The organism is Mesorhizobium captivum (assembly GCF_033977165.1).
Classification (GTDB): Bacteria; Pseudomonadota; Alphaproteobacteria; order Rhizobiales; family Rhizobiaceae; genus Mesorhizobium; species Mesorhizobium captivum.
Genome location: NZ_JAVIJB010000010.1, coordinates 68,842 through 89,451, shown reverse-complemented (window position 1 = coordinate 89,451; position 20,610 = coordinate 68,842). Strand labels below are relative to the sequence as shown.

Annotated in this window: 21 protein-coding genes and 1 tRNA gene; 7 read left to right on the top strand and 15 right to left on the bottom strand. The window is 62.8% G+C overall.

The genetic code is table 11. The features are described from left to right. Positions 1-40 precede the first annotated feature (40 nt). The 4 genes from RFM40_RS11320 to tig form a co-directional block, all read right to left on the bottom strand. Positions 41-859: a DUF2189 domain-containing protein gene (locus RFM40_RS11320; RefSeq protein WP_320226592.1), complete on the bottom strand. Its 819-nt coding sequence runs from the start codon at positions 857-859 to the stop codon at positions 41-43. Positions 860-1,355: 496 nt separating this feature from the next. Continuing rightward, positions 1,356-1,736 carry a c-type cytochrome gene (locus RFM40_RS11315; protein ID WP_320226591.1) on the bottom strand — a complete coding sequence of 127 codons (381 nt, stop codon included), beginning with the start codon at positions 1,734-1,736 and terminating at the stop codon, positions 1,356-1,358. 230 nt (positions 1,737-1,966) lie between these two features. Further along, complete coding sequence (locus RFM40_RS11310; protein ID WP_320226590.1) at positions 1,967-2,491, bottom strand: hypothetical protein; 525 nt, start codon at positions 2,489-2,491, stop codon at positions 1,967-1,969. A gap of 180 nt (positions 2,492-2,671) precedes the next feature. Continuing rightward, positions 2,672-4,171 (bottom strand): trigger factor, encoded by a 1,500-nt coding sequence (tig, locus tag RFM40_RS11305; protein WP_320226589.1) that lies wholly within the window; start codon positions 4,169-4,171, stop codon positions 2,672-2,674. A 344-nt stretch (positions 4,172-4,515) separates the two neighbouring features. Between tig and RFM40_RS11300 the strand changes: the two genes are divergently transcribed. Together RFM40_RS11300 and RFM40_RS11295 are read left to right on the top strand one after the other, a co-directional pair. Further along, a tRNA-Leu gene (locus RFM40_RS11300) sits at positions 4,516-4,600 on the top strand. A gap of 332 nt (positions 4,601-4,932) precedes the next feature. Beyond that, positions 4,933-5,865: a COG3904 family protein gene (locus tag RFM40_RS11295; protein ID WP_320226588.1), complete on the top strand. Its 933-nt coding sequence runs from the start codon at positions 4,933-4,935 to the stop codon at positions 5,863-5,865. A 53-nt stretch (positions 5,866-5,918) separates the two neighbouring features. On the opposite strand, the gene RFM40_RS11290 is transcribed toward RFM40_RS11295, so the two are convergent. Next, the gene (locus RFM40_RS11290) at positions 5,919-6,500 is read right to left on the bottom strand and encodes a GDYXXLXY domain-containing protein (RefSeq protein WP_320226587.1); all 582 of its coding nucleotides are present in this window, start codon (positions 6,498-6,500) and stop codon (positions 5,919-5,921) included. Next, complete coding sequence (locus tag RFM40_RS11285) at positions 6,497-7,609, bottom strand: DUF2157 domain-containing protein (protein WP_320277554.1); 1,113 nt, start codon at positions 7,607-7,609, stop codon at positions 6,497-6,499. Before RFM40_RS11285 ends, RFM40_RS11290 begins: the two co-directional genes overlap by 4 nt. A gap of 234 nt (positions 7,610-7,843) precedes the next feature. Between RFM40_RS11285 and RFM40_RS11280 the strand changes: the two genes are divergently transcribed. The 4 genes from RFM40_RS11280 (at position 7,844) to RFM40_RS11265 (ending at position 10,389) form a co-directional block, all read left to right on the top strand. Continuing rightward, positions 7,844-7,984 carry a DUF1127 domain-containing protein gene (locus tag RFM40_RS11280; RefSeq protein ID WP_006335194.1) on the top strand — a complete coding sequence of 47 codons (141 nt, stop codon included), beginning with the start codon at positions 7,844-7,846 and terminating at the stop codon, positions 7,982-7,984. 49 nt (positions 7,985-8,033) lie between these two features. Beyond that, a complete protein-coding gene (locus RFM40_RS11275; protein WP_071096637.1) occupies positions 8,034-8,174 on the top strand; it encodes a DUF1127 domain-containing protein in 141 nt (46 codons plus the stop codon). Positions 8,175-8,595: 421 nt separating this feature from the next. Then, a complete protein-coding gene (gene trmFO, locus RFM40_RS11270) occupies positions 8,596-10,005 on the top strand; it encodes a methylenetetrahydrofolate--tRNA-(uracil(54)-C(5))-methyltransferase (FADH(2)-oxidizing) TrmFO (protein WP_320226585.1) in 1,410 nt (469 codons plus the stop codon). A 72-nt stretch (positions 10,006-10,077) separates the two neighbouring features. Continuing rightward, positions 10,078-10,389 (top strand): type II toxin-antitoxin system ParD family antitoxin, encoded by a 312-nt coding sequence (locus RFM40_RS11265; protein ID WP_320226584.1) that lies wholly within the window; start codon positions 10,078-10,080, stop codon positions 10,387-10,389. A 7-nt stretch (positions 10,390-10,396) separates the two neighbouring features. Here RFM40_RS11265 and RFM40_RS11260 read toward each other — a convergent pair whose 3' ends face one another. The 6 genes from RFM40_RS11260 to yajC all read right to left on the bottom strand — a co-directional run bounded on the left by RFM40_RS11260 (position 10,397) and on the right by yajC (position 16,175). Then, positions 10,397-11,347: a sterol desaturase family protein gene (locus tag RFM40_RS11260; RefSeq protein ID WP_320226583.1), complete on the bottom strand. Its 951-nt coding sequence runs from the start codon at positions 11,345-11,347 to the stop codon at positions 10,397-10,399. Continuing rightward, the gene (locus tag RFM40_RS11255; RefSeq protein WP_320226582.1) at positions 11,347-11,775 is read right to left on the bottom strand and encodes a hypothetical protein; all 429 of its coding nucleotides are present in this window, start codon (positions 11,773-11,775) and stop codon (positions 11,347-11,349) included. Before RFM40_RS11255 ends, RFM40_RS11260 begins: the two co-directional genes overlap by 1 nt. A gap of 81 nt (positions 11,776-11,856) precedes the next feature. After that, positions 11,857-12,705 carry a phytoene/squalene synthase family protein gene (locus RFM40_RS11250; RefSeq protein WP_320226581.1) on the bottom strand — a complete coding sequence of 283 codons (849 nt, stop codon included), beginning with the start codon at positions 12,703-12,705 and terminating at the stop codon, positions 11,857-11,859. Then, the gene (locus RFM40_RS11245; RefSeq protein WP_320226580.1) at positions 12,706-13,095 is read right to left on the bottom strand and encodes an Mth938-like domain-containing protein; all 390 of its coding nucleotides are present in this window, start codon (positions 13,093-13,095) and stop codon (positions 12,706-12,708) included. 127 nt (positions 13,096-13,222) lie between these two features. Then, positions 13,223-15,781, bottom strand: coding sequence for a protein translocase subunit SecDF (gene secDF, locus RFM40_RS11240; protein ID WP_320277553.1), 2,559 nt, complete (start codon positions 15,779-15,781; stop codon positions 13,223-13,225). A 55-nt stretch (positions 15,782-15,836) separates the two neighbouring features. Continuing rightward, entirely contained in the window at positions 15,837-16,175 is a 339-nt protein-coding gene (gene yajC, locus RFM40_RS11235; protein WP_067000009.1) for a preprotein translocase subunit YajC, read from the bottom strand. A gap of 267 nt (positions 16,176-16,442) precedes the next feature. Here yajC and RFM40_RS11230 point away from each other — a divergent pair, with 267 nt between their 5' ends. Further along, positions 16,443-17,315: an ATP-binding protein gene (locus RFM40_RS11230; RefSeq protein ID WP_320226578.1), complete on the top strand. Its 873-nt coding sequence runs from the start codon at positions 16,443-16,445 to the stop codon at positions 17,313-17,315. Between the two features lie 104 nt (positions 17,316-17,419). Here the strand turns inward: RFM40_RS11230 and RFM40_RS11225 are convergent, their stop codons facing one another. From RFM40_RS11225 to surE, 3 genes are all read right to left on the bottom strand, one after another. Next, the gene (locus tag RFM40_RS11225; protein ID WP_320226577.1) at positions 17,420-18,937 is read right to left on the bottom strand and encodes a peptidoglycan DD-metalloendopeptidase family protein; all 1,518 of its coding nucleotides are present in this window, start codon (positions 18,935-18,937) and stop codon (positions 17,420-17,422) included. 260 nt (positions 18,938-19,197) lie between these two features. After that, positions 19,198-19,851 (bottom strand): protein-L-isoaspartate(D-aspartate) O-methyltransferase, encoded by a 654-nt coding sequence (locus RFM40_RS11220; protein WP_320226576.1) that lies wholly within the window; start codon positions 19,849-19,851, stop codon positions 19,198-19,200. Next, positions 19,848-20,606, bottom strand: a complete 759-nt coding sequence (gene surE / locus RFM40_RS11215; protein ID WP_292338939.1) for a 5'/3'-nucleotidase SurE — start codon at positions 20,604-20,606, stop codon at positions 19,848-19,850. The genes RFM40_RS11220 and surE overlap by 4 nt, the downstream gene beginning before the upstream one ends. Positions 20,607-20,610: the final 4 nt, after the last annotated feature.

Here is a 20,610-nt window from a genome sequence, read left to right as displayed (position 1 = left end):
GCGCTTGCGTCGTCGCCGGCACGCAATGACAGGGACCTGCTCAGTTCGCCGGCCGGGGGGAGGCCGGCGGTTCCACGACCTTGCGATAGACATGCCAGGTGGCGTGACCGAGGACCGGCAGCACCACCGCCAGTCCCGCGAATACAGGCACCGAGCCAATGATCAGGGCGACAGTGACGATCAGCCCCCAGACAGCCATTACGATCGGGTTCGCCAGCACCGCACGCACCGAAGTATGGATGGCTTCATAGGCGCCGACGTCCCGGTCGAGCAACAGCGGGAAAGCAATGACCGTCGTGCACAAGACCACGACAGCGAAAACGAAGCCGATGGCGTGCCCCAGGATAATCAGCGTCCAGCCGCGTCCGGTGGCGAATATCACATTGATGAAGCTGGATATCGATTCCGGCGGAGCTGGGCCAAAGAGGTACTGGTAGAACATCTGCGCCGTCAAAAGCCATGTGATGAAGATTGCGAACAGCATGACCCCGACCGCCGCGATCGCCGGCAACGCCGGAGAATTCCTGACCTCGAAAGCGTGCCGCCAGGAAGCATCCAGCCCTGCTTCCCGCCTGCGGCTGATCTCATAGAGGCCGATCGCCGCAAACGGACCGATCAGCGCAAAGCCGGACACCAGCGGAAACAGCAGAGGCAACGCGTTTGCTCCCGATGTCCAGGCGGCGAGCACGACGCCGACGAGCGGGTAGATCAGGCAGAGAAAAACGATATGCGAGGGCTTGACCATAAAATCCTCGACGCCGCGCCTGAGCGCGTCGAAGAGGTCGGATACGCCGATCTTCCGAATTCTCGTATGCTCCAGCGTCTCGCTGGCACCTGCAATCACGTGGAAGCTTGCCATGACCGTTCCTCCAGATCAGGTCCGGCAAGGTCGCGGGTTCTCACGGTGCTACCGCTCTGCATGGCTGGCCCCGCAAACCGCGACCTGCACCAACGCTAACATACTCCGTTGCGCCCGATTTGTCGCCTGCCGGCTGGCGCCGGCCCAAAGCATGTCTCCCGAAAGTGGGAACCGGTTTTGGGACAAGACAAGCGAAAAATCAAAAAATCTAAAGCGCATGGAAGCGGACCTGAGAGATCGCTACGCGCTTTGGGTCGGCCGCAGCAGCGTGCTGGCTCCAAAGGTTCTTTTTCGGTATTCTTAGAGTGCGAAGGTGAACGTCATGGACACGCGGACGCTTCTCATACTCGGCCTTGGCATAGTTATTCTGCTGCTGTTGGGATTTTTTGCGCTGCCGGCGTGATGGCGCCGAACGCGATATTCAGCAGCGCAATTGCCGACCGTCCTCCTTCGGAATAAGCAGGCGACCACTAAATGGAGCCTGGCAGGGCCCTGCTTACTTGGAAAACTGTTTCAGGTAAGCGATGACGTTGGCTATGTCCTGATCGTCCTTGAGGCCAGGAAACGCCATCTTCGTCCCTTTGACCATGGCTTTGGGATCGTGAAGATACGTTGTCAGTGTGGGCTCGTCCCATTTGACGCCGGATTTTCCGGCAGCGGTCATGGCCGCGGAATAGGTGAAACCAGGGTGCGTGCCCGCCGTGCGCCCGATGACGCCGTTCAACGACGGACCAACCTTGTTCTGGTCCTTGTCAGCGATATGGCACACCTTGCATTTGGTGAAGACCTTCTCGCCCGCGGCGGCATCCTGCGCCTGCGAGGGGCTCGCGAAAAATGTCGTGGCGGACAAGACGATGAAAAACGCGGTTGCGCGCATGGCACTTCCTCCCTGATCGTCGTTTGCGCCGGACGATCCGCACCACGCCAGCCCGGCTGGCGTGCCTTGCACGGGTAGAGCGGAATATCCGCGCCTCTTCAGTGGAATTGCGGCACCTACATACCACAGAATCGTCTGAATGGGTAGAAAAAGCCAGTTTTTGCGAGGGCTTAAAACGGACGCGGTGATGAGGGCCGCCGAGATTGCGAACCTGTTCCAAACGGCAACGATCAGGGCGGATCGGTGTTGCAGCTCGCAGCAATCTGGCCGATCGCCTCCGGGAGTCCGGCGAGATCGAAATCGGCCTCGCCACGTCCCGACAGCAGGCCAAAGCGCCATGACAGCAACAGCCGGCTCGCCGAAACCAGCCGTTTGATGCCGTCATCGCCTTCCCTGACCAGCAATTTGCCGCGCGGACCGACAGACCAGCTCTCGTCGAATTTGCTGCTGCCGTCGACCATGACCGACATAGTGATCTTGCGGCTGGCCGAAACCGCATCGTTGAGCTGCAGCCACTCGCTCCAGCGCGGTTCGCCGTCCGACCGGCAGGCCAGCGTCAGCACCGGACTGTAGCCCAGCGCCCCGTTGCCGGTGATCAGCTTGTTGGTGGCGTAAAGCGACGCCGTCACCTGGCCGTCGCCGGCGGCATCGACGCGCCAGTTGCCGAGATCGGGCCCGGCCTGAACCGCATGGACCGCGGCAAGCAAGAGCACCGCGGCAACCACCACGCCCCTCAGCTTGAATACCACTGTCACCTGTGCCTCCAAACGACCCTGCGAAATGCGATACCGCGCAGATAATCATCAACGTTCGGTATCGCCAGCAGCGGCCATTCATCTGAAGTTGGTAGTGTTGCCGCGCCGCAACAACAAAGAACAGCAACGAAAAAGGCCGCCTCGAGGGCGGCCTTTCGAAATCAGGTTATTGAGCCGTTTTTACTCGGCGTCCTTGGCGGCCTTCTTCTTCGGCGCGGCCTTCTTCTTGGGCTCTTCGGCCTCGCCGGCGGCTTCGCCCGCCGTTGCCTCACTTGCCTTGGCCTCGGCCTTCTTCGAGGAAGCCTTCTTCGCCGGCTTTGCCTTGGTCGCGGTCTCTGCCTCCTCGTCGTCGGCCATCAGCTCTTCCTTGCTGACCTTGATGTCGTCGACCGAGATTTGGCCGAGCAAATAATCGACGACCTTCTCCTCGAACATCGGCGCGCGCAGCGAATTGATCGCCTCGGGGTTGCTGCGATAGAACTCGAAGGCTTCCTGCTGTTGGTTGGCCGGGAAGCGGCGGACCTGCTCGAACAGGCCGCGCTGCAGCTCCTCATCCGACACGGTGACGCCGGCCTTCTCGCCGATCTCGGCCAGAACCAGGCCGAGACGCACGCGGCGCTCTGCCAGACGCATGTACTCGGCGCGCGCCTCTTCCTCCGTCGTCTCTTCGTCGGCGAAGGTCCGGCCGGCGGCTTCGAGATCGCGGTTGACCTGCGCCCAGATGTTGTTGAACTCGGCCTCGACGAGCTTCGACGGCGCCTCGAACGAATAGGCGGCATCGAGCTGGTCGAGCAGCTGGCGCTTCACCTTCTGGCGGGTCATCGAACCGAACTGGTTCTCGATCTGGCCGCGCACGATATCGCGCAAGCGCTCCAGCGATTCCAGGCCGAGGTTCTTGGCCGTTTCGTCATTGATCTCGAGCGCACCGGGCTTCGCCACTTCCTTGACGGTGACGTCGAAGGTGGCTTCCTTGCCGGCCAGATGCGCCGCCTGGTAATTCTCGGGGAAGGTGACGGTGACCTGCTTCTCGTCCCCCGCCTTGGCGCCGATCAGTTGGTCCTCGAAGCCTGGGATGAATTCCTTGGAGCCGAGCACCAGAGGCTGATCGGTACCGGCGCCGCCGGAGAAAGCCTCGCCGTCGATCTTGCCGACATAGTCGATGGTCACACGGTCGCCTTCGGCGGCCTTGCCGTCCTTGGGCTCGTAGCTGCGCGCCGATTCGGCGACCCGCTTCACCTGGTCTTCGACTTCCGTCTCCGGCACGTCATAGACCTGACGCTTCACCTTGATGTCGGAGAAATCCTTGATCTCGATCGCCGGGATGACCTCGTAATTGAGGCGGAATTCGAAATCGGCGCCGCCGGCCAGGATCTTCTCGGCTTCCTTCTCGTCCTCGGTCATGATCACTTCGGGCTGCATCGCGGCCTTCTCGCCACGGCCCGAGATGATCGAACGGGTCGAGTCGTTGAGGATCTCGTTGACGACCTCGGCCATGAACGACTTGCCGTACATCTTGCGCAGGTGCTGCACCGGTACCTTGCCCGGGCGGAAGCCGTTGATCCGCACCTTGTCGCGGGCATCGTTCAGCCGCGCCATCAGCTTGGCTTCCATGTCACCGGCCGGCACGGTGATCTTGATCTCGCGCTTGAGACCGGAATTGAGCGTTTCGGTGACCTGCATCCTAAAACCTTTGTTTTCACCAATGAGGCTGCCAAACGGTTCTTAGCCGTTCACAGCCTGCCGGTATAATCTTGCCGGAAATGGCTTTTGGTACGGAACCCGGCGATTTGACCGCTAATGCGGCTCAAACTCTCCTGAACTGCGCTTCCAAAAATGTGAAGAAGTCTTTGTTTTTCCTACTTCTTCTTACATTCTGCAGAAGCGGATAGTCGCGTCCCGTCACATTCGACACGCCTTTTGTCACAGGCTAGGCTAATTTTCAACCATCTTCGCGATTACGCGAATGACCGTGATCTGGACCCCGACATTGACAGAATGATGGCTACATGGGATTGCCGGGGAACGCGGATGTGGCGGAATTGGTAGACGCCCTGGATTTAGGTTCCAGTGCCGAAAGGCGTGGGGGTTCGAGTCCCTTCATCCGCACCACCCTTCGCTCTTCGAGCTTCGGGTGGCAGCCTGCCTGACAGATCAGTGGACAAAGGGACCTCCCGAAGTCTGGGCAGGGGAGGACCGGAGGCATCAACTCCTGGCGGCGCAAGCAAGGCGCTTACGCTCGCGGAGACAATGCCGCTTTTGCGCTCCGATTGCCCTTGAAATAGCCCGTTAACAGGTTCTTACTTGCAATAGGCAGGTGGGGGCTCTGTCAGATTGTGCGCGTAGTTTCTCTGGTTCTGGGGGTTGGGTCGGCTGTCGCGGCAGCGACTTGTCACGTTGACGCCTTAGAGTACACTTCGGCTTCCTCTCCGGGCCGGCAGCCAATGCTTATTGTCTCCGGTGAGTTTGGCGCCAATGAACCCCTGAACGCCTTTGACGACGCGGTCGCGACCAGCAGGGCCAGGGTGATCGTATTCAACTCCCCCGGCGGCAACGTCGGCAGTGCGATTCGCTTGGGACGCATGATCCGCGCGGCAGGGTTGGATACTCTTCAGCTTCGCCAATTGCAGTGCGCTTCAGCCTGCTCACTGGCCTTCTTGGGTGGCGTCCACCGTGTTGCCGAACCAGGCTCCATCGGCATTCATCGGCCGTCCCTCAAACCGGCTGACGGGATGTCCAATGAAGAAGCGAAGGCCCGTGTCCAGTTCGGCACGGCCGCAATCATAGCCTATGTAATCGAGATGGGAGTGGATCCCAAGCTGATGGAATTGGCTTCGAGCTATGACAGGCATGACATAAGGTACTTATCGGCCAGCGAAATGGCAGAGTTGCGTGTGACCAATGCCGCAGCGAACCAATCGCTAGCAGATGCATCGCAGATGTCAACGACGCCAAATCCTGCGCCCGCGCCTGCTTCTGCACCCGACGCCAGGCAACAGCCGGAAAGCGTTGCGGTCGCCTTCGTCCGGGATCTCATCGAGCATCATGGCGACAACAACGACTTCGCTCTTGCTCAAGTTCAGGCGTCCTACGCTCCCACGGTCGACTATCATGGCAAGTTGACGAACCTCAGTTCGATCGTTCAGGACAAGAGGAACTATTATCAGCGATGGCCTGAACGGGCATACAAGGTCCGCAATGACAGCATTGTGGTCAGTTGCGCCAACGACCGCTGCATGGTCTCGGGCATCTACGACTGGATTGTGCGCAGGCCCTCGACACACAAGCAGGAAAAAGGCGTAGCGGACTTCAGCTACACGATCTTGATCGGTCCCTATCCCAAAATCATCGCCGAGACAGGCGATATCCAGCGATAACCGGGACCTTTGCTAGCGCGAACCGTCGCGCTGACGCCGCGGCCCTATACACCCTAATAAAGCGGCTCCTCGAACAGCGTCTTGTCGCCGTCCATCAGCGCCTTGATCTGCGCCGTGCCATTGGCCGAGAGCGCCAGCTTGATGCCGAACGGCCGCACGCGCATGTCGTTCTGGATCGCCATGCCTTCGCCTTCCGGCAGATAGAACCGTTCGATCCCGTATTCCGGCGCGATCGTCACATCGGGCGAGCGCAGATCCCAGCCCTCGGCGACGTGCCCTCTTATGTCGGCTTCGTCCGGGCCGGCCGGCGCGGGCGCCTGGCCGAACCATGCAGCCGTCGGCTGCCAATAGCCGTCGGTGCCCTTCTTCAGCCGCACCACGAGCGATGTGTCGTCACTGGAGAACTTGCCTGGCGGAATGTTGGCGATCAGCTTCACCGGGATCCGCGATATGTTGTTGCCGATCGCAATATAGTCGCCGCGCAGGAGATCGCGCGGATCGACGGGCTCGATCTTGAGCAGGACTTCCTTGCCGTTGCGCAGGGTGGCCGCGCGCCCGGCGATGATCCAGCTGAGGAAACCGACCTGGACAAGTCCCAGCATCAATGCCGCGATGATCAGTCGTTTCCCGGTCATGCCGCTGCTCCTCCTGGCGCCCTCATGCGTCTTTCAACGCGGATGATTATCAGCGCCAGGATGCCGAGCAGCACGGCCGCGGCAAGGAAGAAGCCGGCCGTGTCGAGCATCGATTGCAGCATCACCACATAGATGATCGCGAGTTCGAAGGCGAAGCCGGCATAGGCCACCCAGCGCAAGCCCCGGCTCTCGCGGCCGCCGAGCGTGATCGCCGCGACGATGCCGGCAAGCGCAATCGCCGAGGCAATGGCAAAGCCGCCGTTGTAGCTCGCCTCGTCGGCCAATTCGAACTGGACCATCGCCAGGCCGGCAAGAAAGCCGATGAGCGCGTGCAAGGGCAGCCGGCCGCCGAGTTGGACGATCCTGTCGACAGGTTCGGCTGCGAAGATCGCAGCCGCGAACAGCAGCGCCGAGACGAGCACGAGCGGAATGGCGACCTGGAGCGTGTTGTGGTCCATCGCCAGCAGCACGAGATAGAACAGGATCGACAGGACGATCAGGTGCCGCGCCGCCTGGCTGCGTGTCCAGAATGAAATGGCGAACAGCACCAGCGCAATGGCGGCGAAAAGATACGGAAACTCGGCGCGGCGGAAAAATCCGCCCCATTTGAGGAACAGCCAGGCGTCGGCGATGCCGACGGAGGTGACGGTGAGCGGGTTCGAGCGCAATGCGGTCGCCGCGAGCGCTGTGCCGGCGCACCAAGTCAGCAGCGCCGAGGCCTCGTCGCCCGACAGATGATACATCTGGCCGATCAGCGCAATCGAACCGCCGAAGGCCGCGGCGGCGACAATCCACAACGCCTCGCCGATCGCTGCATGGTCGCGTGTCTTCAAGAATGCGCCGCCGACATAGCCGCCGACGATGACGGCAAACAGCGCCGCCACGCGCGCCAGCCGCGGAATGGCTTCCCAGTTGGCCGCGACAAAGATCAGGATCGCGGCGCCGAACAGCAGTGCGGCCATTATCGCCAGGATCGAGCCGAAGCTCAGCGACGCTCGTTCGTTGACGGCCACGTCGCGCGCCAAGGCGTCTGCCGTCGCCGCATCGATCAGGCCCGCGTCCCGCCAGCGGGCGATATCCGCCCTCACCTTCGTCGCATAGCCCGCCATGCGTTTCCCCCGAGCTTGGTCATTTTTTTAGCCGCGCGGCCCAAACCGTTGACGCAGCGGCATTTTCCGATTCGGTCTTCTTTGTATCGCAAGCGTGAATGGCCGTTAATGTTGCATTGCACAATTTGCATTGCTGCCATGCGCCAATCGCACTTTTAAACCGATATGATCCCACCTATTTTCTGTTCGTACACAAACGGAATGATCCGAACCAAAGACGAAACGAGCACTACCATGAACCTGATCCGCAACTACCGCAACTGGCGCCGCTACCGGGACACCGTTTCCGAGCTGAGCCGCCTGTCGAACCGTGAACTGACCGACCTCGGCATTAGCCGCAGCGACATCCACTACGTCGCCCGCAAGGCGGTCTAATCCGCTTCGGACCGCGAATGGTCCGAACCAGTTTTGAAAGAGTAAGGCAATGAACCTGATCCGCAGCTATCGCAACTGGCGCGTTTATCGCGAGACGGTTTCCGAGCTGGGTCGGCTTTCGAACCGCCAGCTCCATGATCTCGGCATCGTTCGCGACGAGATCAAGATGATCGCCCGCAAGGCGGTTTAATAGGAATTTCGCCAGGGTCGACCTCCTCCCCGACCCTGACGGATACGGTCAACCTTCACCTCCTCCCGAGGGTTGACCACCGAAACGGCGCCCGCCGGACCTCCTCCCCCGGCGGGCGTTGTTTTCCAGAAAGGATCCGCCCCTTTTCAATTGGCGGAAGGAATTTCGTCAAAGCCGACCTCCTCCCCGGCGATGACGAATATGGTCGATCTTCACCTCCTCCCGAGGATCGACCCCAAAAACGACACCCGCCGGACCTCCTCCCCCGGCGGGTGTTGTTGTTTTTGGAGCAATTCCAGGAAAAGTGTTTTACGGTTTTCCGTCCGGAATTGCGTAGAAACAAAGTTGAGGCAGTCTTCCGCTTCAGCCGGGTCGAATCCGGCAATTGCATTCGCTGCGCCAAGCGACTATTTCGGCGTTCATGAGCATAAATCCTGTTCACGTCATCGGCGGCGGCCTCGCCGGATCCGAAGCCGCATGGCAGATCGCCAAGGCCGGCGTTCCGGTCGTGCTGCATGAAATGCGCCCGGTGCGCGGCACCGACGCGCACAAGACCGACGGGCTGGCCGAGCTGGTCTGCTCCAATTCCTTCCGCTCCGACGACGCCGAGACCAATGCGGTCGGCCTGCTGCATGCCGAAATGCGGCTCGCCGGCTCGCTGATCATGAGCGCCGGCGACGCGCATCAGGTACCGGCCGGTGGCGCGCTGGCCGTCGACCGCGACGGCTTTTCTGATGCGGTGACCAAGAAGATCGAAGCGCATCCGCTGATCACCATCCAGCGCGAGGAAGTCCCTGGACTGCCGCCGACGGAGTGGGACCAGGCGATCATCGCCACCGGGCCGCTGACTGCGCCCTCGCTTGCCCAGTCGATCGCCGAGGCAACAGGCGCCGATGCGCTGGCCTTCTTCGACGCCATCGCGCCGATCGTGCATTTCGACACGATCGATATGAACATCTGCTGGTTCCAGTCGCGCTACGACAAGGTCGGTCCGGGCGGCACCGGCAAGGACTACATCAACTGTCCGATGGACAAGGAGCAGTATCTCGGCTTCGTAGCGGCGTTGCTGGAGGGGCAAAAAACCGAGTTCAAGCAGTGGGAAGGCACGCCCTATTTCGACGGCTGCCTGCCGATCGAGGTGATGGCGGAGCGCGGCGTCGAGACGCTGCGCTATGGGCCGATGAAGCCGATGGGCCTGACCAACGTCCACAATCCGTCGGTCAAGGCCTATGCCGTGGTGCAACTCCGCCAGGACAATGCGCTGGGCACGCTCTACAACATGGTCGGTTTCCAGACCAAGCTGAAGCATGCCGAGCAGGTGCGCATCTTCCGCACCATTCCAGGGCTCGAAAACGCCGAGTTCGTCCGCCTCGGCGGCCTGCACCGCAACACCTACATCAACTCGCCGACGCTGCTCGATCCGTCGCTGCAGCTCAAATCGCGGCCGGGGCTGCGCTTTGCCGGCCAGATCACCGGCTGCGAGGGCTATGTCGAAAGCGCCGCGATCGGACTGCTTGCCGGCCGTTTCGCCGCCGCCGAGAGGCTCGGCCAGGCAGCTTCGCGGCCGCCGCCAACCACCGCCTTTGGCGCGCTGCTCAACCACATTACCGGCGGCCACATCGTCTCGGACGACGAGCCCGGAAAACGCTCCTTCCAGCCGATGAACGTCAATTTCGGCCTGTTCCCACCGGTCGAGGCGCCGAGGAATGAAGGCAAGCGCCTGCGCGGCAAGGACAAAACCGTCGCCAAAAGACACGCCATCACTTCTCGCGCGCTGGCGGATTGCAGGCAATGGCTTGGGCTACCGGCGCAGGCGCAGGCTGCCGAATAATCTTTTCGGCTCCGGTTGGACGACCCATATAAAGTAGGATATCGTCCTACCTTATAGGCATGGAGCGATGCCATGGAATCCGCCGAGAAACTGTCGATCACCGTCACGCCAGCCATGGCGCGCATGATCCGCGAAAAGGTCGAGGACGGCTCCTTCGGATCGGCGAGCGAAGTCATCCGCGCCGCACTCCGCGCCTTCCAGCGCGAGGAGGAAGAATATGCTGAGCGCATCGCGTCGATCCGGGCACGCGTGAAGGCGTCGCTCGAGGACCCGAGGCCAAGCGTCCCAATGGAAGAAGTTGACGCCCGGCTGCGAGAGCTCTTCGCCCAGCGGACAAGAGCCGCAAGCGGTCCTCCAGCTGACGATTCGAGCGAACCAGCCTGACGGCTAACTACTCCGCCGGCTCCGCGCCCGCCACCGGCAACCCGGCCTTCCCCGCCTCACCCGGATTTCTCCTCACATAGGCCGCCTTCAGCGTCTCCGACGTGTCACGCGAGCCGTCATGGCTCCAGCCGGGCGGCTGGATGAGATAGTTGAGGCGCTGGCGAAGTGTCAGCCCCGACATAGCCGCATCCTTGAACATGCCTATCCATTCGTGGAACGCCACCTTCAGCGGGTTGAAGGTGCCGATGTTCTTGACGATGCCGTAGCGCGGCCGGTCCTCCTTCAGCTCCTCCACGAAGGTACCGAACATGCGGTCCCAGATGATCAGCGTGCCGGCGAAGTTCGCGTCGAGATAGCGCGGATTGGTGGCGTGGTGGACACGGTGGTGCGATGGCGTGTTGAAGATGAATTCGAACCAGCCCCAGATCTTGCCGATCGCCTCGGTGTGGATCCAGAACTGCCAGACGAGGTTGAAGCCGAAGACGAAGGCGATCACGGCCGGATGGAAGCCGAGCAGCACCAGCGGCGCCTGCAGGATGAAGGTGAAGGTCAAGAGGCCAGTCCAACTCTGCCTGAGCGCGGTCGAGAGATTGTAGTGCTGGCTGGAATGGTGGTTGACGTGCTCGGCCCACACCCAGCGCACCCGGTGCGCGATGCGGTGATAGACGTAGTAGCGCAAATCATCGAGCAGGAAAGCGGCGACAAACACCCAGATCGACAGGCCGAGATTGAAGAAGCGAAATTGCCAGAGCCACAGCAGCGCCCAGTAGGACACGACGCCGAGCAGCAGGCCGGCAACGACATTGCCGGTTCCCATCATCAGGCTGGCCAGCGTGTCGCGCGTCTCGAACGAACCCTTGGCGCGGCCGGTGCGCACCAGCCAGAGCTCGATCAGGATCGCGGTGACGAAAAACGGAATCGCGAGCTGGGTGACCTGGGGAAAATTATAGTCGTCCATCACGCTGCTGCCTTTTGGGTTTGATCGTGAACCTGCAGCATCGCTGCCACCGCCTGCGCGTCAGCTTTGTCGGCAAAGGCAAACTTCCCGCCCTTCCAGGCGAAGTCGTTCAGCCTGAGGGTCACGACGTTTCCTTCCCTCGTCAGCGCGAGAACGTCGTGCCGCGTGACGATGCGCGTCAGGAAACAGTCGCCGATGCTCTGGACGATGCCGCAGCGACGCGGGCCTAGTTCGAGGAACGCTGCGTGCCTGTCCGATGTCAGCCGCACAGCATGGGGCTTTTCGTCAGGAAAATCCTCGCCGAAACGCGCGAGCGCTTGGTCCGCGCTCGAAAGCGTAGCGGTCGTCGTGCCACCGGTGAAATGCACGGCCGCGACCGACAGCGCGATGCCGAACACGACAAGGACGACCAGGACTGGCAGGCTCATGGAAATGCGGCTCCTCCGGCGGCTCGCATTTCTTTGACGCGAGTCCACGCGGCAGAACCCCTAGCACAATTGACGTTTACGTCAAAGGGTCGGCCAGCCGCGCATTGCATGACGCAAGAGCAGCCAGTGCCGGCGCAAGGCCGAGAGCGTCGCAGTGTCGGCGAGTGGAGATCGACCCGCCTTTTCCATCTTGTCGAGATAGGCGCGTGTCAGCGCCAGTGGCAGGAAGGCGGGGCGCAGCGACACGGGGAGCGCCGACGCGCCCCTCTCGAAGGCGCCGAGATGCTCCCGCGCCAGCGCGATCATCGCCGCCACCGCTCGCTCCGCGGCAGCATCGCCCTCGCCTTTGACGAACTCTTCCGGTGTCGTCCCGGCGGCTGCCAGGATGTCGGCTGGCAGGTAGCATTGGCCCCGCCTGCGGTGCAGCGGCAGCAAGAGCAGCAGGCCGGTAATGGCTTGCGCGCAACCGGCCCTGCCCGCCAGTTCGGCAAAGCGCGGCGCGGCGGTTGGATCGAGCGCCATCGCCGCAAGCTGGATCAGCGCGGCGGCGGTCTCGCCACAATAGCCCTCGAGGTCGGTCCGCGATGGCATCGGGTCGTCATAAAGGTCGAAGATGCGGGCTTCGAGCATGTTGTCGAAGGCAGCCTTCGGCAGGTGGTTGGCGGCGATCGCCGCCCTCAGCGCATCGGCGGTCGGATGGCCTGTATCCGCCTCACCCTCGGCCATGATGACATCGCGCCACCACTGCAGCCTCACCTCGCCCGGCAGCGGCTCGTGGATGCGGTCGCGCACGCTGGCGATCTCGGCATTGAAGGCATAGAGCGCGAACAGCGCGGCGCGCTTGCCGGCCGGCGCGTAGAGTGCCGAGAGATAGCGGTCAGGGTCGGCGGCGCGCACCGCGTCCACGACGATGGTTGAACCGACGGCCATTCAATCGACGGCAATCAGCGCTGCGGCCACGGCGCGGTCTTCGGCCAGAAGCACGTTGTAGGTCCGCACCGCCGCTCCCGTCGACATCGGATCGGCCGAGATACCGGCCTCCTTGAACGCGGAGCGCAACGCCGCCGGCAGCGGCCGCAGATCCTTGCCGGTGCCGACCAGCAGGATCTCTATCCTGTCGGCTTCAGCGAACAGCTTGTCGAAGTCCGAAACTTTCAGCGCCAGCGGATCCGCCGGCTCCCAGCCATGAATGCCGGACGGCAGGAACAGAAGCGAGCCGCGATGCGACATGTCGGCAAAGCGGAAGCCGCCATTGCCGTAGGCTTCGATCGGCGCCCGGCCCGGGAAATGCGCCTCGCGGATGACGATGCCTTTGGCCATGGGTCTAGAGCATGATGCCGAAAAGTGCGGAGCGGTTTTCGGACGACATCATGCTCTATCTCATTGATTTAGAGCCGGATTCAGATTTCAGGTCGACTCGACCTGAAATCATCCGGCTCTGACGGCGTCAGGTCGCCACGGCCTTGCCGTTCGCCGATTTCTGCTCCTCTTCGGCGGTCGCGGCCTGCGGCCTGAGCTTGAAGAGGATCAGCAGCGGCGCGGCAATGAAGATCGACGAATAGGTGCCGAACACCACGCCGAACAGCATCGCCAGCGTGAACGAGCGGATCACCTCGCCGCCGAACAGCACCAGCGCCAACAGCGCCAGGATGGTGGTCACCGAGGTCAGCGTCGTTCTGGACAGCGTCTCGTTGATGGCGTTGTTCAAGAGCTGCGGCAGCGGCATCTTCTTGTATCTTCGAAGATCCTCGCGGACGCGGTCATAGACGACGATGGTGTCGTTCAGCGAATAGCCGATGATGGTCAGGATCGCCGCCAGCGACGACTGGTTAAACTCCAGCCCGGTTAGGACGAAGAAGCCGATCGTCATCACCACATCGTGCACCGTGGCGACGATGGCGCCGACCGCGAACTGCCATTCGAAGCGGAACCAGACATAGAGCAGGATGCCGACCAGAGCGATCAGCATCGCGATCGTGCCCTGCTTGGCAAGTTCGCCGGAAACGGTCGGCCCCACCACCTCGACGCGGCGGAAATCATACTGGTCCTGCAGTTCGCCCCGCACCTTGTCGATGACGGTCTGCTCGGCATTCTCGCCGGCATCCTGCGTACCGACGCGGATCAGGACGTCGTTCGGCGCGCCGAACTGCTGCACCTGGATCTCGCCGATATTGAGCTCGGACAGCCTGTTGCGGATGTCGCCGAGATCGGCGTCGCCCTGCTTGGACTGCACCTCGATCATCGAACCGCCCTTGAAATCGATGCCGTAATTGATGTCGATGGTGAGGAACCCGACGACCGACAGGATCGACAACAGGCTGGACAAAGCGAAGGTCCAGCGGCGAATGCCCATGAACGGGATCTTGGTGCCTGGCGGGATGAAGGTGACCGGCGCCCGCGGCAATTCCTTCGGACGGGCGCGGCGCAGCCAGATCGACACCAGCATGCGGGTGAAGGTGAAGGCGGTGAACACCGTGGTCAGGATGCCGATGGCGTAGGTGATGGCGAAGCCCTTGACCGGACCGGTGCCCAGCCAGAACAGCACCACGGTCGCGATCAGCGAGGTGACGTTGGAATCGACGATGGTCGCCAGCGCCTTGGAGAAGCCGGTATCGATCGCCTGGATCACCGAGCGGCCGTTTCGCCGCTCCTCGCGGATGCGCTCGTAGATCAAAACGTTGGAGTCCACCGCCATGCCGATGGTGAGCACGATACCGGCGATGCCCGGCAGAGTGAGCGTGGCGCCCAGCAGCGACAGCAGCGCCACGATCATCGCCACGTGGACGGCCAGCGCGATATTGGCGAGGAAGCCGAGGAAGCCGTAGGCGACGAACATGAAGGCGACCACGAGGATCGAACCGATCACGCCCGCGACCTTGCCGGCGTGGATGGAGTCCTGGCCGAGGCCCGGGCCCACCGTGCGCTCTTCGATCACCGTCAGCGTCGCCGGCAGCGCGCCGGCGCGCAGCAGCACGGCAAGGTCGTTGGCGCTCTGCGGCGTGAAATTGCCGGAAATCTGGCCGGTGCCGCCGAGGATCGGCTCGCGAATCTGCGGCGCAGAAATCACCTGGTTGTCGAGGATGATGGCGAACAGCTTGCCGACATTCTGCGCCGTCGCCTGGCCGAAGCGGGTCGCACCCTTGGAATCGAAACGGAACGAAACCACCGGCTCGTTGGTCTGAGAATTATAGGTCGCCTGCGCGTCGACCAGATTCTCGCCTGAAACGATGACGCGGTTCTCGATCAGATAGGGAACCGGTGGATCGTCCTGCGAGTAGAGGACCGAAGAGCCGGCGGGCGGACGGCCCTTCAGCGCATCCTGCACGGGCATCGACTGGTCGACCATCTGGAAGGTCAGCTTGGCGGTCTGGCCGAGGATTTCCTTCAGCCGCTGCGGATCCTGCAGGCCCGGCACCTGCACCAGGATGCGATCGTCGCCCTGCCGCTGCACGATCGGCTCAGTGGTGCCGAGTTCGTTGACGCGCCGCTCGACGACTTCGATCGACTGCGTCAGCGCCGTCGAGGTCCGGTATTTCAGGCCGGCGTCGGTGACCGTGAACTTGAGCAGGCCCGGCTCGGAATCGTCCAGCGACATTTCCTGGATGGAGCCGCCGCTGAACAGCCCGGCGGCCACCGGGTCGGTCAGTGGCTTCAGAACCTTCTTGGCCTGGTCGAGCTGAGCTGGGTCCGTGATGCGGACCTGCACGGTGCGGCCGGAGCCGGAAAGGCCGGTGTAGTTGATCTTGGGGTTGGCATCGCGCAGCAGCGTCCTGATCTCATCGCGCGTCGTCTCCATCCGGTCCTTGATCAGATCGTTCTGATTCATTTCGAGCAGGATGTGCGAGCCGCCCTGAAGGTCGAGGCCGAGCGTCATCTGCCGCTTCGGCACCCAGTTCGGCAGTTGCGCCAGCGTGCTTGTCGGGAACAGGTTGGGCGCGGCGAGGATCACTGTGACGGCCACGGCCAGCCAGATCAGGACCATCTTCAGGCGCGAGAAATACAGCATTCGTTCTTATCCGTTCAGGCGTACAAGCGGCAGCGTTCCGCCATCGAGGTGATGATTACTTCTTGGCGTTCTGGTTCGCCACCGGCTCGCCCTTGACGCGCACGTCGGAGATCGTCGAGCGCAGCGCCGTCACCTTGGTTCCGCCGCCAAGGTCGATCTCCAGCTCATTGTCGTCGATCACCTTGGTCACCTTGCCGACGAAGCCGCCGCCGGTCACCACCGTATCGCCGCGGCGCACCGCGGCCAGCATTTCCTGGCGCTTCTTCAGCTGCGTGCGCTGCGGCCTGATGATCAGAAAATACATGATCACGAAAATCAGGACAAACGGCAAAATGCTGATGAACATATCGGGCGAGGTGCCGACGCCTTGGGCGTATGCCGGTGTGACGAACATCAAGAGACTCCTGGATGGTAAAATACCGCCGCTGCGGCCCCGCGAAAATTTGGGCGGAATATAGTCGGTAAAGTTGCCAATGCAACTGCGCGACCCGCCGAATCCGTTGCTTTTCCAGCCGTTTGGCGCGTGCTAGAGCGTCGCAGCCGGAAGCCGCTTGGAGCCGGCCCGAAAAGATCGTGCTCCAACAAAAGCTTGCAGTTGGTCCTTGGTGCGCAATCATGGACCCGCTTCACGTTGCGAGATGCCAAAGCGAAAAGACCGGAAATGACCGATAGCCTGGAAGCCCTGAACAAGAAGCTTGACCGCCTGATCGAGGCGGTCTCCCGCCTCGCCCCGCCGCCCGTTCCCGAGACCGATCTCGGCGTGGCCGACTGCTTCGTCTGGCAGGCCGATCCCGGCTATCTGGAGCCGGTGCGCAAGGTCAACCGCGTCGACATCGGCCTGATCCGCGGCGTCGACCGGGTCCGCGACATCCTGCTCGACAACACCGAGCGCTTCGCTTCCGGCTTCGCCGCCAACAATGTGCTGCTCTGGGGCGCGCGCGGCATGGGCAAGTCGTCGCTGGTCAAGGCCGTGCACGCCAGGGTCAACGCCTCGGACAAGCTCGACCGGCCGCTCAAGCTGATCGAGATCCACCGCGAGGACATCGACACGCTGCCGAAACTGATGGGCCTGCTGAAGGCAGCGCCTTATCGCTTCATCCTGTTTTGCGACGACCTCTCCTTCGACCACGACGACACCTCCTACAAGTCGCTGAAGGCGGCGCTCGAAGGCGGCGTCGAGGGCCGCCCGGCCAATGTCATCTTCTACGCCACGTCGAACAGGCGGCATCTGTTGCCGCGCGACATGATCGACAATGAACGCTCGACTGCCATCAACCCGTCGGAAGCGGTCGAGGAAAAAGTCTCGCTCTCCGACCGCTTCGGCCTGTGGCTCGGCTTCCACAAATGCTCGCAGGACGAGTATCTCGACATGATCGACGGCTATGTCCGCTATCACGGCCTCACCATCGACCCCCAGACCCTGCGCGCGGACGCACTGGAATGGGCGACGACACGCGGTAGCCGCTCCGGCCGCGTCGCCTGGCAATTCACGCAGGACCTTGCCGGCCGGCTCGGCAAGCCGCTCAAGGACTGACGATCTTCCATTCGGGCTGTAACTGAAAAAGCCCGCTCCTGACGGAGCGGGCTGAAGCCGGCGGGCCGGACTGGAGGTCAGGCGGCCCGCAAGTTGTTCTTGTTCTATTCGAGGTAGCCGCTCGGATCGACCGGGGCCGAATTCTTGCGCACTTCGAAATGCAGCTTCGGCGAGTCGGTGGTGCCGCTCATGCCGGACAGCGCGATTTCCTGGCCGCGCTTGACCTTCTGGCCGCGCTGCACCTCGATCGAGCTGGCGTGACCGTAGACGGTGACCAGTCCGTTCTCGTGGCGCACCAGTACAGTGTTGCCGAACTCCTTGAGGCCGTCGCCGGCATAGATGACGACGCCGTTCTCGGCCGCCTTGATCGGCGTTCCTTCCGGCACCGCGATATCGACGCCGTCCTTGCCCGAACCGAAGCCGGAGATGACGCGGCCGCGCACCGGCCAGCGCATCTTGCCGATGCCGGTCGCATCCGGCGCCACCGCATCGTCGTCCTCGGCCTGCTGGATGACCTTGGCGTCCTTCTTCGGCGGCGTGTAGGAAGCGAGCGTCTGCGACGGCGTGGTCTTTGCCGGCGGCTGCGTCGTCGCCGTCGTCACCGGGTCGACGGACGGCTTGGTCGCGGCTGGGTTGGCGGCGGCGACGGTGCCGCCGGCCGGAACCTTGAGCGTCTGGCCAATCTTCAGCAGGCCGTCCTTCATGCCGTTGGCCTGCTTGAGCGCCGTGACGCCGACGCCGGTCTTCCGCGCGATCGAGGACAGGGAGTCGCCCTGCTGGACAGTGTAGGTTCCGCCGGCGCCGGCCGGCTTGGCCTCAGCCATCTGCGGCGCCGGCTTGGCATTCTTCGAACCGCTGGCCGCAGCCGATGCATCGACCTGCGCGGCCGACTTGCCGTCCTTGACTTTCGGCTGCTGCGGCAGCACGGCAACCTTCTCCGGCGCGCCCGCCGGCTGCTTCGGCGTGTTGGCGGGCTTGGTGTTGTCGGCAACCTTGCTCGAATAGGCATAGGCCGGGATGACGATCTTCTGGCCGGTTCTGATGCCCTTGTTGGTATCGAGCCCATTGACCTTGATGATCGCATCCGCCGGCACATGATACTGCCGCGCGAGGCCCGAAATCGTCTCGCCTTCTCTCACGACGATCTCGGTCGCATGCGGCGCAGCACTTGCGTTGCGCACGGCATCGGGCTCGGCGGTCTTGAACGGCTTCGCTGCCGGCGCGACCGTGCCGGTGGCCGTCTTGTCGAGATGCGGCGCCGCAGGAGCCGGAGCGAGCGCCGGGGCCGAGGCGGTCCGCATCGGCTTGGCAGGCGCCGCGGCCGCCTGCGAAGGCGGCGGCAACTGCTGGGACGTCACCGGCTCGAGGCTGGAGCGGCTTACCGACTGGGTGTGGCTGCCGTCGACAGGCGCCGGCGCGACCGTATCGCCCGGATAAGGCTGGTCGGCATTCTGCTTGTTGATGATGGCGCGCTGGTTGTTGGTGGACGAGGTAAAGACGTCGTCGACACCATTGAAGCGCATGGCCTGCGAGCTGCACCCGGCCGCGGCGCCGGCGATCACGAGGACGGCGCAGCCACGCGCCAGATTGCGTCCGTTTGCCTTCAAACCATTGAATTGCATCGCACTAACCCGCACAGACCCGGTACAAACTGGTTCTGATTAAAGCGCGTTAATGTTACTGCGGGGTTAACCCATTAGAATCCGACGAAAATTTTCTTAAAACATTTCGAAAAGCGCAGAAGCTGGGTTTGGATTCAGGTCAGGCCGAGTCGAAAATGGTGGCATCCGAGAACCGGAGCGGAGCGTACTTAACGTACGTGAGCACCGGAAGCGCAGGAGGCCGCCATTTGCAGGCCGGCCTCACCTGAATCCAAGCCCAGCTAGGTGACCGCGGCGACGCTGCGCAGGATTGGCTGCAGCCTGACCATGCCGATGTCCTCGCGCTCGAAGCGGCTGCCGACCTTGGTGAGCTTGGTCAGCACCTGCTCGCCCTCCTCCGGGCCGATGGGCGCGATGACGATGCCGCCGCTCGACAATTGATCGAGCAGGAAGCGGGGCAGGCTGTCGAACGCCGCCCAGGCGAGGATGCGGTCGAACGGCCCGTCATTGGGCAGACCGTTGGAGGCATCCGCCTGGCGCGCGATGACGTTGCCGATGCCGAGCGCCTCGAAGCGCTGCTTTGCCTGCTCGATCAAGGTTTTGTAGCGATCGACGGTGACGATGCGCGCGGCAAGCCTGGACATAACGGCGGACGTATACCCCGACCCGGTGCCGATCTCGAGCACGCGGTTGCCCGGCTCGATGGCCAAAGCCGCGATCACCGCCGCCTGTAGGTCCGCGCCCTCGATCGCCTCGCCGCATTCGATCGGCAGCATGCCCTCCGACCAGGCGATCGAATGGAACTGCGCCGACAGGAAACCCCGCCGCGGCGTCGCCTCGAAGGCTGCGATCAACGCTTTCGGCGCCGTGCCCCTGCCCCGCAGGCGAAGCAGGAAAGCGGCAAAGCCTTCGCGATCGTCGATAGTCATGGTCATGACAGCGCCTTGGTCAGCTGGTCGCGGAGTTCATGGGCGGTGAGGTCGAGTTGCAGTGGCGTCACCGACACCAGCCGGTTGCGCAGCGCATAGAGGTCTGTGCCCTTCTTGCCTTCGACCGGCTCGCGGCCGAAGCGCAGCCAATAGTAAGGCAGGCCGCGGCCGTCACGACGTTCGTCGACCCAGAGGCTATGCACGAGCTTGCCTTGCGAAGTGACGACCGTGCCCTCGATTTCGTCGGGCGCGCAGTTCGGGAAATTGACGTTGAGCAGCACGCCTTCCGGCAGCGGCGTCGCAATCAGCTTCTTCAGCAGCGCCGGCGCCAGCGCTTCGGTCGTCTCGTAGGGAACGACCCGGTCCTCGCCGACATAGGAATAGGCTTGGCTCACCGCGATCGAGCGGACGCCGAGCAGCGCACCCTCCATGGCGCCGGCAACGGTGCCGGAATAGGTGACGTCGTCGGCGATGTTGGCGCCGGAATTGACGCCCGACAGGATGAGGTCCGGCGGCCCGGGCAGGATCTTTTTCGTGCCCATGATGACGCAGTCGGTCGGCGTGCCGCGCACGGCATAGTGTCTTTCGCCGACCGTCCTCAGCCGCAGCGGCTCGGAAATCGACAGCGAATGCGCGTAGCCGGACTGATCCTGCTCGGGCGCGACCACCCAGACGTCATCCGAGAGCGTGCGGGCAATGCGTTCGAGCGACGCCAGCCCCTCGGCATGGATGCCGTCATCGTTGGTCAGCAGGATGCGCATGAAC

Bases quoted from the DNA above. Each gene is read 5' to 3' on its own strand.
- tig (WP_320226589.1), bottom strand. From the start codon at position 4,171: ATGCAGGTCACCGAAACGCTCAATTCCGGTCTCAAGCGCGAGATCAAG.
- RFM40_RS11250 (WP_320226581.1), bottom strand. From the start codon at position 12,705: ATGGCCGTCGGTTCAACCATCGTCGTGGACGCGGTGCGCGCCGCCGAC.
- trmFO (WP_320226585.1), top strand. From the start codon at position 8,596: ATGAGCATAAATCCTGTTCACGTCATCGGCGGCGGCCTCGCCGGATCC.
- RFM40_RS11285 (WP_320277554.1), bottom strand. From the start codon at position 7,609: ATGGCGGGCTATGCGACGAAGGTGAGGGCGGATATCGCCCGCTGGCGG.
- RFM40_RS11225 (WP_320226577.1), bottom strand. From the start codon at position 18,937: ATGCAATTCAATGGTTTGAAGGCAAACGGACGCAATCTGGCGCGTGGC.
- RFM40_RS11320 (WP_320226592.1), bottom strand. From the start codon at position 859: ATGGCAAGCTTCCACGTGATTGCAGGTGCCAGCGAGACGCTGGAGCAT.
- RFM40_RS11260 (WP_320226583.1), bottom strand. From the start codon at position 11,347: ATGGACGACTATAATTTTCCCCAGGTCACCCAGCTCGCGATTCCGTTT.
- RFM40_RS11295 (WP_320226588.1), top strand. From the start codon at position 4,933: ATGCTTATTGTCTCCGGTGAGTTTGGCGCCAATGAACCCCTGAACGCC.
- RFM40_RS11255 (WP_320226582.1), bottom strand. From the start codon at position 11,775: ATGAGCCTGCCAGTCCTGGTCGTCCTTGTCGTGTTCGGCATCGCGCTG.
- RFM40_RS11220 (WP_320226576.1), bottom strand. From the start codon at position 19,851: ATGACCATGACTATCGACGATCGCGAAGGCTTTGCCGCTTTCCTGCTT.
- RFM40_RS11230 (WP_320226578.1), top strand. From the start codon at position 16,443: ATGACCGATAGCCTGGAAGCCCTGAACAAGAAGCTTGACCGCCTGATC.
- yajC (WP_067000009.1), bottom strand. From the start codon at position 16,175: ATGTTCGTCACACCGGCATACGCCCAAGGCGTCGGCACCTCGCCCGAT.
- surE (WP_292338939.1), bottom strand. From the start codon at position 20,606: ATGCGCATCCTGCTGACCAACGATGACGGCATCCATGCCGAGGGGCTG.
- RFM40_RS11290 (WP_320226587.1), bottom strand. From the start codon at position 6,500: ATGACCGGGAAACGACTGATCATCGCGGCATTGATGCTGGGACTTGTC.
- RFM40_RS11275 (WP_071096637.1), top strand. From the start codon at position 8,034: ATGAACCTGATCCGCAGCTATCGCAACTGGCGCGTTTATCGCGAGACG.
- RFM40_RS11265 (WP_320226584.1), top strand. From the start codon at position 10,078: ATGGAATCCGCCGAGAAACTGTCGATCACCGTCACGCCAGCCATGGCG.
- RFM40_RS11245 (WP_320226580.1), bottom strand. From the start codon at position 13,095: ATGGCCAAAGGCATCGTCATCCGCGAGGCGCATTTCCCGGGCCGGGCG.
- secDF (WP_320277553.1), bottom strand. From the start codon at position 15,781: ATGCTGTATTTCTCGCGCCTGAAGATGGTCCTGATCTGGCTGGCCGTG.
- RFM40_RS11315 (WP_320226591.1), bottom strand. From the start codon at position 1,736: ATGCGCGCAACCGCGTTTTTCATCGTCTTGTCCGCCACGACATTTTTC.
- RFM40_RS11280 (WP_006335194.1), top strand. From the start codon at position 7,844: ATGAACCTGATCCGCAACTACCGCAACTGGCGCCGCTACCGGGACACC.